This is a genomic window from Parasphingorhabdus cellanae, assembly GCF_017498565.1.
GTDB lineage: Bacteria > Pseudomonadota > Alphaproteobacteria > Sphingomonadales > Sphingomonadaceae > Parasphingorhabdus > Parasphingorhabdus cellanae.
The window spans coordinates 1,606,113-1,619,144 of the sequence record NZ_CP071794.1 but is presented as its reverse complement, the minus strand read 5'-3'; the positions used below and the strand labels follow the sequence as shown (position 1 = coordinate 1,619,144).

At 54.6% G+C, this 13,032-nt stretch carries 12 protein-coding genes; 1 reads left to right on the top strand and 11 read right to left on the bottom strand.

Translation table 11 applies throughout. The annotated features are described in order from the left end of the window. Position 1 precedes the first annotated feature (1 nt). The 11 genes from J4G78_RS07910 to J4G78_RS07860 all read right to left on the bottom strand — a co-directional run bounded on the left by J4G78_RS07910 (position 2) and on the right by J4G78_RS07860 (position 11,329). Positions 2-1,198, bottom strand: a complete 1,197-nt coding sequence (locus J4G78_RS07910) for a serine hydrolase domain-containing protein (RefSeq protein ID WP_207989899.1) — start codon at positions 1,196-1,198, stop codon at positions 2-4. Positions 1,199-1,201: 3 nt separating this feature from the next. Next, positions 1,202-2,149, bottom strand: coding sequence for an alpha/beta hydrolase family protein (locus tag J4G78_RS07905; protein WP_207989897.1), 948 nt, complete (start codon positions 2,147-2,149; stop codon positions 1,202-1,204). After that, positions 2,146-2,316 carry a hypothetical protein gene (locus J4G78_RS07900; protein ID WP_207989895.1) on the bottom strand — a complete coding sequence of 57 codons (171 nt, stop codon included), beginning with the start codon at positions 2,314-2,316 and terminating at the stop codon, positions 2,146-2,148. Before J4G78_RS07900 ends, J4G78_RS07905 begins: the two co-directional genes overlap by 4 nt. A gap of 115 nt (positions 2,317-2,431) precedes the next feature. Further along, positions 2,432-3,472, bottom strand: a complete 1,041-nt coding sequence (locus tag J4G78_RS07895; RefSeq protein ID WP_207989893.1) for a class I SAM-dependent methyltransferase — start codon at positions 3,470-3,472, stop codon at positions 2,432-2,434. Then, positions 3,469-4,896: an MFS transporter gene (locus J4G78_RS07890; protein WP_207989891.1), complete on the bottom strand. Its 1,428-nt coding sequence runs from the start codon at positions 4,894-4,896 to the stop codon at positions 3,469-3,471. The genes J4G78_RS07895 and J4G78_RS07890 overlap by 4 nt, the downstream gene beginning before the upstream one ends. 6 nt (positions 4,897-4,902) lie before the next feature. Beyond that, entirely contained in the window at positions 4,903-6,192 is a 1,290-nt protein-coding gene (locus J4G78_RS07885; protein ID WP_207989889.1) for a serine hydrolase domain-containing protein, read from the bottom strand. Beyond that, on the bottom strand, positions 6,176-7,159 hold the full coding sequence (locus J4G78_RS07880) for an ornithine cyclodeaminase family protein (RefSeq protein WP_207989887.1): 984 nt from the start codon (positions 7,157-7,159) through the stop codon (positions 6,176-6,178). Before J4G78_RS07880 ends, J4G78_RS07885 begins: the two co-directional genes overlap by 17 nt. Then, on the bottom strand, positions 7,159-7,659 hold the full coding sequence (locus tag J4G78_RS07875; protein ID WP_207989886.1) for a cupin domain-containing protein: 501 nt from the start codon (positions 7,657-7,659) through the stop codon (positions 7,159-7,161). Before J4G78_RS07875 ends, J4G78_RS07880 begins: the two co-directional genes overlap by 1 nt. Before the next feature lie 9 nt (positions 7,660-7,668). Further along, the gene (locus J4G78_RS07870) at positions 7,669-8,478 is read right to left on the bottom strand and encodes an alpha/beta fold hydrolase (protein ID WP_207989884.1); all 810 of its coding nucleotides are present in this window, start codon (positions 8,476-8,478) and stop codon (positions 7,669-7,671) included. Next, on the bottom strand, positions 8,475-9,953 hold the full coding sequence (locus tag J4G78_RS07865) for an aldehyde dehydrogenase family protein (RefSeq protein WP_207989882.1): 1,479 nt from the start codon (positions 9,951-9,953) through the stop codon (positions 8,475-8,477). Before J4G78_RS07865 ends, J4G78_RS07870 begins: the two co-directional genes overlap by 4 nt. Then, complete coding sequence (locus tag J4G78_RS07860) at positions 9,953-11,329, bottom strand: MFS transporter (protein ID WP_207989880.1); 1,377 nt, start codon at positions 11,327-11,329, stop codon at positions 9,953-9,955. The genes J4G78_RS07865 and J4G78_RS07860 overlap by 1 nt, the downstream gene beginning before the upstream one ends. Positions 11,330-11,455: 126 nt before the next feature. Here J4G78_RS07860 and J4G78_RS07855 point away from each other — a divergent pair, with 126 nt between their 5' ends. Beyond that, positions 11,456-13,027 (top strand): FAD-binding oxidoreductase, encoded by a 1,572-nt coding sequence (locus J4G78_RS07855; RefSeq protein ID WP_207989878.1) that lies wholly within the window; start codon positions 11,456-11,458, stop codon positions 13,025-13,027. Positions 13,028-13,032 lie beyond the last annotated feature (5 nt).

Genomic DNA, 13,032 nt, shown 5'->3' with positions numbered 1-13,032 from the left:
CTTAGCGGGATAGGCCATCCAATATCAGATTGACGATTTTTGCGTCGTCATAGTCGAAATTCACTTGGCCTGTGCGAACGATCGTCAGGCCGCTGGATGGAACGACATAGACACGCTGTCCGCCGAACCCGTCAAAAAACAGCACATCTTCGGCCAGATAAGGCGCACCATGGGTCACCGCGAGCGGGTTTTGCTGGCTATAGCGGCGTTTGGCGACATAGGGCGATCCGCGCCAGACATGCAGGCCATAATTGGGATTGGTCGGTGCTGACTGGGCCATGGCCTTGATCCATTCGGCGGGGACTATCTGTTTGCCGTGCAATCTGCCCTGATTGCGGATCAGTTCGCCGATCCGGGCCCAATTATGCGGGTTTGTGAACAGGCCGGAATAATAATGCGGAGCACCGCCCTCCCGGTCGAGCCACAGCCTGGCTGTGTCATTGCCGACCGGACACCAGAGCTTTTGTTCCAGATAGCCTGCATAGCTGTCATAGCCATTTGCCTGAAGGGCGCGTTGCAATGCGATGCCGGCCACCTGGCTGTTCACATTATTATAGCGAAACTCTGCACCAGGAGCATCGGCCAGCGGATAGTCCAGCGCGACCGCGTTGATATCGGCCGCAAAAAGCAATTCCCGTAATCTCTCACCGGCATCGGCAAAGCTGTACAATTTCAGACCGCTCTCCATATGCAGCAACTGCCGGAGCGTAATCTGACCGCGCGGATCATCTTTCCATTCGCTGATATATTGTCCTGCGCGATCATCCAGCGATCCGATAATGCCTTCCGCAATCGCAATCCCGTAGACCAGTGCGAGAACGGATTTGTGCATGGAATAGCTGTCGGTAGAGGTGGCCGCGCCGGCATCGCCAGCATAGCTTTCATGCAAAATTTTCCCGTCTTTCAGAATGACGAGACCAACCCCCTTTTGCGCGTTGGAATAGCTATCGGCCTGCGCGATGGCAGCGGCAAGATCGGTCGACATCGCGGCCTCGCTTGCTGGCAGCTTCTGTTCATCACATTTTTCGCCGATGGTGATCGTTGGCTGGAACAGGTCGACATCCAATACCGTCGCGCCTTGCAAAGCCTCTGCTGCGGCGGCCAGATCGCGCTCCAGAACGGCATCTGTCGCTGGCGTCATGCAGGCGGCCAGCGATGAAAGCAATGCGCCCGCTATAGTGATTTGTATGGTTCGCATGCTCTAGTCCTTTGTGACTTCAACGCCGGATAATGGCTCCGGGCCTTCTGCAACCTTCTCTGGCTTCAGATGCAGATCGAGAAACTGGATGGTCGTCGCGATAGAATGATCGAAGCGCTTTGCGATTTCCGGTCGGATGGATCCGCCCCGCCCGAAAAGCCCGTCAAAATAATGATCAACATCATCCCCGACCCACAGCCACCGCGCGCCTTTAGGGGTGGCTTCATAAGCCGCCTTGTGGAGCCGCCAGTCGTCGATAAAGCCCGGCAGGACATCCGCTGTCCCCGTCACCGTCAGACTTGGTACGTCGATAGTCGACCAGCCTTTGGCGTCGATCATCTCGGCAATCGGGCCGGGCGGAGAATAAGCGACGAGTGCAGCGACATTGCCGATCTTGCGATTGGTACGAGAGCCATCGGGCTCCATCGCAATTGCTCCGGCACCAATCTGGGCTATCAGGGCCCCATAGCTATGGCCCATTGCGGCGATCTGGCCTGCATCAATATCGATGCCGCGCTTTTTGAGGAGAGCCACTACCCGTTCCGGAACGGCCGCAAGATGCGCAATCTCGTCATTGCGTGTCTTCCATACTGTTTCCGACTTTGGCTTGGGATCAAGCGCCAATATCTCCGCATCCAAATGAGTTGGCGCAAGGATAACATATCCTGCATCAGCAATCGGCTGGAGCATGTTGAGATAACGGTCCGGGCTTGAAAAGGCACCGGTCGAGAAGACGATCAGGGGAAAGGTGCCTGATCTGTCTGGTGCGAATATCGTCAGAGGGAATTGGTGGCCACTTTCGGTCGTCAACATTGTCTGAATTTCGGTGACGACAAGCTTTGGGGGCGCATTCGGAATCGTCGACGCGGCCTGCATCGCAAGGGCTGGCCCGCTGCTCAAAAGCATGGTGAGCCATGCCATGCCTCGGCACAGACTGCGCCGATTGATCATTCCGCGCCCGTCAGATCACCGATAATGGTTTTGACAATCGCGCCCGTGCGTTCATCCAACCGGCTCTGCAGCGTTTCATCGGGCTGATAATTTTCAACGGCATCAGTCACGTCAATGCCCTTGTCCGTCAGTATTTTTTCCAGCACCATCTGCCGGTCGGTCAGCACGCAGATTTCTCGGGTCAGGCTGATCAGGGCCCGGCCCAGATTGTCGACCTGCTCCGGAAGTAGCAGCTCGCCTTCGGGAAGTTAAAGCTGGTAGGTGTGTCGCGATCCGGCCCGCTCATTCCGGTTTGCGCCCTTTGACAACATGCGGATATATGCCGTCGGCAGTAACATCGACAAAGCCCACTTTTCTCGCGATTTCGGCCAGGTCAAGGCTGGCGGTTTCGCGCCAGAAGGGCTCACCGCCATATTTGGCACTGCGATCGGCTTTCCACACACTGAGCTTGTCGAGATCGGCATAGCGGGTGGCATCCGACATGATCATGTCGCCACCGGGCTCCAGCACGCGGAGGGCTTCCGCAAAAACCTGCTCGACGACATCAGCGGGAATTTCGTGGATCAGTATGTAGGACGCGACAAGATCAAAGCTGCCATCGTCAAAACCCGTATCTTCGGCCGCCCGCTGATAGAGTTTCCAGTTCCAGCCATTGGCATTGGCCGTGCGGTGGGCATGCTCCAGCATCCGGGCAGAGAGCTCGACACCGGTAATCTGCGCGTCCGGATAGGTTTTGGCGAGCGCGGTGGTGAAGTGACCGCTCGAACACCCCATGTCCAGTATCCGGTCATAACTGTCGCGCGGCGCCATTTCGGCCACGTTTTGCCTTTGTTTGAATATCCCGCCCGGGAAGAAACGCGCGACCATTTTTTTGTGAATAATCTCGCCATGGACATAGCCCATATGCTCATGCGCATCCCAGCCGCCCTCTGTACGGTGAAAATGAACGCCGTCCCAATAAGCAGGAAGTTTGAGAGCTGGATCAAGCACAAGGCTCGCCGGTCCCTTGGTGGTTGCATCCAGAACCGGCTGCAATTCCGGTTTGATTTCCTCAAAGGCTTCCCATGAAATCCGGCCATGGCTGCGGCTGTGCCAATCCCCCATCAGGCGCTGGGTTGCGAAAGCGGTGGAGTCCGACAGTGCATTGTCGATTGCCGCTTCCCGTTCATCCAGATCATCCGGCAGATTATCGGTGTCCAGTCGATCGTTAATTTCAGCGGTCACTTTTTGCGATACCGGTGCAGAAGCCATGCCCATTTGCGCCAGGAAATCGAGCGAGGCACGGCCACGCTGTTTTAAATTGGGATTTTGCAATTCCATCATGATTTCTCCTGTTTGTTCACTTCATTGTTGGCAGTGTTCTCTGCCCGAGCAGCCTGCAATTCCTGTTCTGTCAGGTTATATCCTGACAAGATCCAGATGGCGACGAGCCCAAATAGGGCAGGGAGCCAGCTCACTGAAAATAGCAGGGCCGTGTCGACATTGCCACCTTGCGGAACGTCAAAGGGCAGCTTGTTGTTAAACCCGGCAAAGGAGAGCGCAAAACCCACGATGAGCGGACCGACCGCGCCGGTCAGCTTCTCCACGAAACTATATAGCGCGGTGAACGCACCCTCACGCCGCACGCCGGTGCGGTTGGCATCAGCGTTGATGATATCGGTGAGCATCGACATGGCCATGACCACATTGCCGGTAAAGGCGATGCCGACGAAAGCGGCGCGCATGACAATCGACCAAAGCGGCTCGCCTTCGCTGGCCAGAGACCAGCTCAGCGCGTAAAAAATATTGACGCTGGCCGCAACATAATAGGTATTCTTTTTCCCAAACCGCTGGGAGAATTTAACGAGCAACGGGGCAAAGATAATCGTTGAGATTGTCACTGTGGTGCCGAAAATCGCCAGAATGTTGAAATCCCGACCCAGGCTTTGGACGAAAAAATAGGCAAAGGCAGCGCCAGAGGTCTGTACCCCCAGCAATTGCGCAAATTTCACACCGATCAGGCGCAGAAAATGCCGGTTGCTGCGGACCGCGTTAAATTCATGCACGACTTGGGCCGCATTGCTTTTGGTACTTTTTTCAGCGCCTTGCGTGAACCGGGCAGAAGCGGTTGTGAAATAAGCGACCATAGTGCTGATTAGGATAAGCACTGCACAACCGACACCGACGACCGCATAGCTTGATGGCTCGGTTTTGCCGAGCGCTTCGAGTACCACCTTTACTCCGGCTGTCGCTACGAAAGACCCGAGCGAGATAAAAACCATTCGATAGGCATGGATCGAGGAGCGTTCATGATAATTGTCGGTCATTTCCGCCGGCATCGACATATAGGGAATATTGTAGATCGTGTAGGCGATGGCGTAGAAACTCAGGACGATGAAGATATAAAAGGCGGTAAGATACTGGTTCTCGAATGATGGCGAGGTAAAGATCAGGGCAAAGCTGATAGCGCCGGTAATTGAGCCCCAGAGCAGAAAGGGCCTGCGCCGTCCCTTGCTCGATTCATAGCGGTCACTCCAAACGCCAACGATCGGATCCGTGACAACGTCGATCAGTTTGGCGAGAAAGATGACAAGCCCGGCGAGCCAGGGATCGATCTGCAAAATACTGGCGGTGAATAGCAGGATCAGCCCGGAAACGCCATTCATCAGCAGCGCGATACCGAATGCGCCGGAGCCCCAACCCAGTTTCAGGGAAGCGGGAAGAGCCTGTTTGGTCCTGACCTCGGATGCTTCAGCTATGGTCGCCATGAACTGCTATTTCCCTTTTTGCGGCACGGGTTGCGGTTCGTCAGGCCCCCGCTTAATCGCATTGATGACAAGATTGGGAATGTAGCTGTTGTCCCAGGGTTTGTCTTTCGGCGGACGGTCGCCTGTTCGCACAATGATCAATCTTTGCGATGGGACAATATAGACCACCTGGCTACCATTGCCGTCAAACAGGAACAGATCCTTGTCGGCATAGGGTTCGCTGTGCAGGGTTTTGCCTGCTTCCATTGACGGATGAAGCGGCCCGCGGCCCTTGACATAGTCACCGGCGATCCAGACGCCCATGCCGGCATGCGGATTTTCTTTTGTCGGGGTCCGCATGGCATTGACATAGCCATCTGGAAGCAGTCTTTCGCTCTCCCAAATTCCATCGTTCAGCAACAAAATGCCCAATCTGGCCCATGTTTGCCCGGGCAGTTGAATACAACATCCGGCATGAGCCACGCCGCCGGGTCTGTTGACCCAGACCGTCCCACCCTGAGCGCCAATGGGGATCAGCAACGCGTCGCTGACATAATCGTGATACCTTTGTCCGGTCGCGCGCTCGATAACCGGTGCTACCAGTTCGGAATTGGCATTGGCATATTCGTACCGGCTGCCTGGTTCGTTCACCAGGGGATATTCATTGATGATCACTTCGTCATGGCGGGGGTGGAGATAGGCGCGGTTCAGCACATTTTCCGGGCCGCCTCCAAAACCCTGCGGCAACAACCCGCTGCGCATGTCGAGCAGGTGGCGGATCAGGATTTTGGATTTTCCGGGATCGCTTTTCCATTCGGTGATGAAGTCTGCAACCGGCTGGTCGAGCGATTTAATATGCCCCTGCTGGATGGCGCGGCCGACGATAATCGCGGTCAATGGCTTGGCCAGCGATTTTGCGTTGATGAGATAATCGCGATCCGCCTCGCCAAAATAGCTTTCCTGGACCAGCGCGCCGTCATGCCAGACCAGAAAGGCGGAACTGTTGCGCTCCCTGGCAAATTGCTCTGCCTTTTGCAGGGCCGATGCATTGATGCGTGCTGGCCCTTCCGGTAGCGGCTGATAGGGAGAAGCGCCGCGGACCGGCTCCAGCGGGTCGTAGGCGGGCAGGCCGCCACCGGCGATGGCGGCCTTCTGTTGTGCTTCGTAACGCTGCATGTAGAGCGCTTCGTCGGCCGCGCCGGTGCTTGCGGCGCTACCAAGCGGTGCGGCTGCGCCAACTTCCGTTTTTATGGTGCATCCGCCAATCGCCATGGCAAGCGGCAGGATGAAGTGCGCGGTTCTAGTCCATAAGGTCAACGGTAATCCCCTTGTTTTCGGCCTCGGCCATCCGCCAGATCGCATGCGCGGCGGCGAGATCCTGCGAGGCGACACCGAGTGATTTGTACATCGTAATCTGGTCATCATTGTTCCGGCCCCGTGTCTCATCCGTCAACACTTCGCCAACTTCCGCAACGATATGATCGGCCGTCACAACCCCGCGCTCAATCGCGCCCAGCAGCTCTCCTGCCGCTGCCATCGCCGCGTCGCGATAGTCCACGTAGAAACTTGCCCTTTCTACGGCAACATCGTCAACTTCCGCCGCAGCAGGGATGGCAGAGCCAACCAGATTGACATGCTGGCCCGCCTCCAGCTCCTCGCCACTCAGCACCGGTTCTTTCGCCGATGTCGTGGTGCAGATGATATCGGCCCCCGCCACAGCCTCTGCGGCGCTTTTGCAAGCTATAACTGGAATGCCGGTGTCATCGGCCACCGCGGCAGCAAAGGTGCGAGCACGCTCTATATCACGGCCCCAGACATTGATATGATCAACGGCCCGCACCGCGCACATGGCATGCACATGGCGCATCGCCTGTTCGCCATTGCCGATAATCGCCAGTCTGGTTGCGTTCTTGCGCGCCAGAATGTCCGTTGCGAGCGCGCTTGCTGCAGAGGTCCGGATCGCGGTTAACGAGGACCCCTCGATCATCGCCAGCGGAATGCCCTTGACGCTATCAAATAGCATCACCATCCCGACATGGGTGCCCAACGGGTCGTCATGCGGGCGATCATATTTGCAAACCAGCTTGATGCCAAAACAGGCTGGTTCTCCCAATGTACCGGGCATGATTGCCAGTTTTCCGGGCGCATCGGGTATCGGCATGAATTGCCGGATCGGAAGAGTCACGTCGCGGCGGGACGTTGCGGACATGGCTTGCCGCATAACGCCAACACATGGTCCAACCGGCAAGAGCCGCTCGACTTCGGATTGGGTAACAATCCGCATCAGCCCGAATTTCTAGGCGGCAGGAAGCGCATCTTGTCCATCACTTCCTGAACATTGTCGGGCCGGTCAAATGGTTCCGGCATAGCGTCACCCGGCTTGCGGTCCTTGCCAATGGCATAGAACCAGTCTTCCAGTCCCGGCGGGAAGAAGACCCAGAACATTTTCATGTCGATATCACCGGTATTCTTGATCCAGTGAGTGCAGTTGCGGGCAAACAGGATTGTCGTGCCGGGAACGAATTTTGAGACCTTTCCGTCAATATTGACTTCACCCGTGCCTTCATAAACAAAAACCAGTTCGTGATTTTGCTTGTGCCCATGTTCGCGCACCATACAGCCGGGCGGTAACAACTGTATCCCGCTGGAGAAGGTGTCGTAGGGCATATTATCGGGGGTGAGATTGACGTCGACATAGCCGCGTGAGGGCATGGGCTGCCATAGGGAGCGACCCTCATCCGGTCCGATAATGACCGATTGTCCCTTGGTGATGTCGTCTGCCATGACAGCCTCCTATTGCGTCAAGAATTCCAGTACGCGTTTGTTATAAATTTCGGTTGCTACAATCGGGCTGAAATGCCCGCCGCGGTCCAGCAGGTGGGTCTCCGCGCCTTCGATCAAATTGCCCATTTCCTTGGTAAAACCGGGTGGTGTTATTTGGTCATCCATTGACCCGATGCACAATGTCGGTGTCGCAATCTTATGCAGACGGCTGCGCAAGTCATGCGTATAGACTGCGTTAATTCGCGACAATTCCACCTCTAATCCTGGAAATGCCGCCAGCCTTTCTTCCATAAAGGCCCGTGCCGATGTCATTTGCGGCTGCAAATGAGAACTCGGCATGGCGAGATAAGTGCCCATCGTAAGATAGGCGAGCGGCCCGCAGCTGATCAGTATCTCACGCCGCGTCCGGAATAGTTCGGTCAGATAAGTGTCAGGACCGGCCCAGCTGCATGAAAGCACAAGCTTTGTAAGCCGCTCCGGGTGATCAAGAGCGATATGCTGCCCAATTGCGCCACCGGTTGAGTGGCCAACAAGGCTGGCCTGCCTGATGTCCATTGCATCCATGAGCGCGAGCACGTCATGCGCCATATGCTCTGCGCCATAAACCACCTTGTCTGGCGTGCTGTTGCCGCAACCGCGATGATCGAAAGTGATAACCTGAAAATCTTTGGCAAAGTCCTGGACCTGATTGTTCCAGAAGGCTCCGCGCCCTCCCAGGCCGGCAACCAGCAAAAGATTTGGCCCATCACCGGTAATCTCGACGTGGATTTCCGCATCACCGACATCAATGCGCTGTATATCGGTTGGGATCACACTCATAGGGCAGTGAATACCGTTTTCGTGTTGAGGTAGTTTTCCAGGCCGTCTTTGCCGTTTTCCTGGCCAATGCCTGACTGTTTGTAACCACCGAGCGGCACATCCCAATCCGCCCCCATGACCGCGTTGATACACATGATACCGGCTTTGATCTTGCCGACCATACGGTGCGCGGTAGAGATATTTGGCGTCCATACGGCTCCGGCCAGACCGTATTGGGTGTCGTTGGCTAAGGCGAGTGCTTCTTCCTCGGTCTTGAAACTTTGTGCGACGACAACAGGACCAAAGATTTCTTCCTGCACAATTGTCATGTCATTTCTGGTCTGATCGATAACCGTTGGTTCCAGAAAATAGCCGCTTTCGCCATGACGAACGCCGCCTGACGCGATATTCGCACCTTCTTTCTGGCCTTCTGCGATATAGGCGCTGACCCGCTCAAACTGTTTGGCGGATACCAAGGGACCCATGGTGCTCTCTTCATCCAGACCATTGGCAAGATTCATCGATTTACCAACAGCGGCGATACCAGCGATAACCTCGTCTTTGATATCTTCATGGACGTAAATGCGTGATGGTGCCGTGCAGGTCTGACCGCTATTGAAGAATATACCCATGGCAGATGCTGGAATGGCTTTTTCAAGGTCCGCATCGGACATGATGATATTGGGTGATTTTCCGCCCAGCTCCAGGGTGACTTTCGTCAGATTCTCGGCCGCTGCGTGAGCAATGATCTTACCTGTTGCAGTAGAGCCGGTGAATGCAATTTTATCAATACCGGGATGATTGATTAAAGCATTGCCAACCGTGTGACCATAACCGGTCACGATATTCAATACCCCTTCGGGAAGACCTGCTTCCAAAGCCAGCTCTCCCAGACGAAGTGCAGAAAGCGACGTGTCTTCGGCCGGTTTCAGTATGGCGGTGCAACCGGCGGCCAATGCAGGGCCGAGTTTCATTGCTGCCATGACCAGCGGATAGTTCCATGGCACAATCAATGCCACCACGCCCACGGGCTCTTTAAGGGTGTAGACGTGATGATCGCCCGGCAGATTTATGGTGTGAGTTGTTCCCTGAATTTTGTCAGCCCAGCCTGCATAATAGCGGAAGGCTCCGATAGATGCGAAGACATCGCCGCGGGCAAAGTTAATCGGTTTGCCATTATCGAGTGTTTCCAGCTGTGCCAATTCCTCGGCATGCGTCTCCATCAAGTCCGCAATTTTATGGATCACACGTGAGCGTTCGCCAGGCTTCATCTCCGGCCAGGCGCCACTTTCAAATGCGGCACGTGCGGTATCAACAGCCTGATCAATATCTGCTTCGGTCGCATCGCCAATTCCCGAAATACGGTTACCATCAGCAGGGTTTATGACGTCAATCAGGGCATCACTACCGGCATCTTTCCATTGTCCACCAATGAGCAGTTTCTGCTCCTTGGCGATAAAAGATTTGGTTTCAGGGGCTAGGGTGATCAAGGCCATCAATTAGACTCCATTGCGGTTTTTTCTACCATATTGCGATACGGTTTGAATGCGCACCATACCAAAACCAAGCCAATGATCATCGTAGCGGGCGGCGCTAGTGCAAGCGACTGGTCAATGGCAGTAGGCGATCCGAAAACATAATCTGTCAGCCACGCCACCAACAGCGGTCCAGCAGAATAGCCAAGTAAATTGGCGATTAGCAGATAGACGGCAATAACCTGCGCCCGCATGCGATTAGGGGTGATCAACGGGAATGTTGCAACACCGGCGCCAAAAGGAACAGTTCCAAAAAACAGCACTAGGGCCAGCAGGGCCAGTGCAACCCATGGCGATGACACCAACGGGAAAGCGATTGCGAAGGGCAACGCGCACAATATCGCGATTATCGGCAACCGCAACGTTGCGTCCTTTATCCCCGCAGCCAGCATCTTCTCTGCAGCAAAACCGCCTGCGACAACGCCGGTTACGCCGCCAAACATCACTACTGGCCCAAAAAATTGACCGACTTCCAGTTGAGTCCATTCATGAACCCGAATGAAATAGCTTGGTGCCCATGCGCCGATACCAAACTGGGCTGCTGCAAAACAGGAGAAGCCGAAGAACAGCGGAAAGAAAACAAGGGCATTGTTGCGGATAAAGCTCAATATTTCCAAAGCTGGCGGGGCGTCATCATCGGCAAGAACGACATTGCCATCTTTGCGGGCGGGTTCGCGGATCAACAACAGGCAAAAGAAAACCGGAACACTGAGCAGGGATACGGCAAAGAATGTCATTTGCCACGGCTTGAACGTCCCGAAAGGCAGCGTAATCGATCCTATCGCTTCCAATTGTGCGTAGAGATAGCCGCCGATTACAAGAGCCAGACCAGATCCGATAAAGCCGGTACCGGTAAAAACACCGATGGCGGCAGGCAGTTTTTCTTTGGGAAAATAGTCACTTATCATTGAAAATCCAGCGGGTGACAGGGTTGCCTCGCCGATCCCTACGAACATTCTTGCGAAAAAGAGAAAGACAAAGCCCATGGCGAGGCCGCTGCCAAATGTTGCTGCAGACCAGCAGATCAAGCCGCCCAATATTACCCATTTTCGGTTATAACGGTCGGCGATCCACGCCAGTGGAATAGCCATGACTGCGTATAGCAAGGCGAAGGAAAAGCCCTGTAACAAGCTAATCTGGACATCGCTAAGACCAAGATCGATCTTTATCGGATCCACCAGCAGATTGATAATTTGCCGGTCGATATAACTCACGATTGCGGCAAAAGAGAGTGCTGCCACAACCAGCCAAGAACGCAATGGGGAATAGGCGGTATCGTCTGGCGATATCGACGGGCCGGTCGTTTCCAAATCGATTGCGGGTGAAACTGAAGTCATCGTTTCAAATATTATGATACTGTTGGTAAAAGCGCATCATGAGAAGCGCGTTTAACCGTCAGCCGGATAAGAAGTTTTGCTGCCCTCGTCATTATCGCCATGCTATCGCACTAAGGGGAAATGAATATGGATGCAGGGATAGCAAAAGGACAGGAAGCCGGAGGCATCGATGGGCTGGTTACCATTTGTGGCACGGATGCTGTAAATACTGACGAAGCTGACTTGCGCTATTTTTCGCAGGACTTGTTTTTTGAAGGAATTCTGCCGCTTGCAATTGTGAGCCCGGCAACGACCGATATAGTCGTCAAGATAGTTGAATTTTGCCGAGCGCAAGGTCTCGCAATCTTCCTGCGCGGTGGAGGAATGTCTTACACAAAGGCATTTCAGCCCACATCTGCCAATGCAATCATGCTTGATTTTTCCAGATTGTCAGCAATCCGGGAGATATCGGTTGAAGACGGCCACGTCACGGTGGAAGCGGGCTGCACATGGTTGGCACTGGACGAAGCTCTTGCCAAGCATGACCGGCGTGCACGATTTTGGGGACCCATGTCGGGGCGATCGGCCACAATTGGCGGTTCCATGAGCCAAGGTACGGTGACATTCGGTTCTGGCACAAATGGCGCTTCGGCCAACGCGGTGAAAAGCTTTGAGGTCGTGACCGGTACCGGCGAAATACTAAACACCGGCTCCGATGGTACGGCTGGAACACGGCCATTCAACCGCAACTTCGGACCGGATTTGACGGGTATATTTGCCAATGACGCGGGCGCGTTGGGAATTAAGACGGCGGTGACTCTTGAGATTGAGCCACGCCCGGCGCAGGTTAGCGGACTATCCTTTGCTTATGATGATTTCGATGCAATGGCGAAGCTGTTTTCGGATCTGTCCATACGCCGTCTGTCATCGGAGATGATTGCAATGGATGGCGATGTCGCGCGGCAGAATTCTGGCACGCCCAATTTGATGGAAGACATGAAAGCGATGTGGCGCATTGGCAAAGCGGCAGGCAATCCACTCTCAGCAATTGGACGAATGTTTCGCATTGCTATGGGCGGACGACGATTTCTCGATAAAGCAAAATATACCGCGCATTTTGTCATAGAAGGCCGGGACCAGGCTGATCTTAAAAGCCGGATAAATGCCATTCGCGGATTTGCCAAATCGGGGACAGAGATTGTCAATACCGTGCCGCTGATGACACGGGCAGATCCGTTTCCGGTCCTTCCCGTAACGCATCCCGACGGCCGCCGGATGTTACCGATTCATGGGGTGTTTCCTCAATCAGCATTACACGCTTTTCATCAGGATTATCTATCCCTCAAAGCCAGTTTTGCAGAAAAGATGAATGAAACGAACGTCACCGTTGCAGAATTTTTTGCCGGGATTGCGGGCATTGGCTTGCTTTATGAGCCTGTGTTTTACTGGCCGGACAGCCTGTACGACTATCATAACCGCCTTACGCCTGATTACCTTGAAGGAAAAATGCCGGAGTTTTCCGAAAATCTGACGGCACGGGAATTGGTCGAGGAGTTCGTGTCGGCTTTCAATGCGTTGGTGCATCAGCATGGCGGAACGCATTTCCAGATCGGGCGGCTCTATCCCTATGCAGAAAACCGGGAATGTGGGGCAGCCACATTGCTTCGCGATCTCAAAACGGCGCTGGATCCAGATAATACCATAAACCCGGGGCTTTAGGCTTG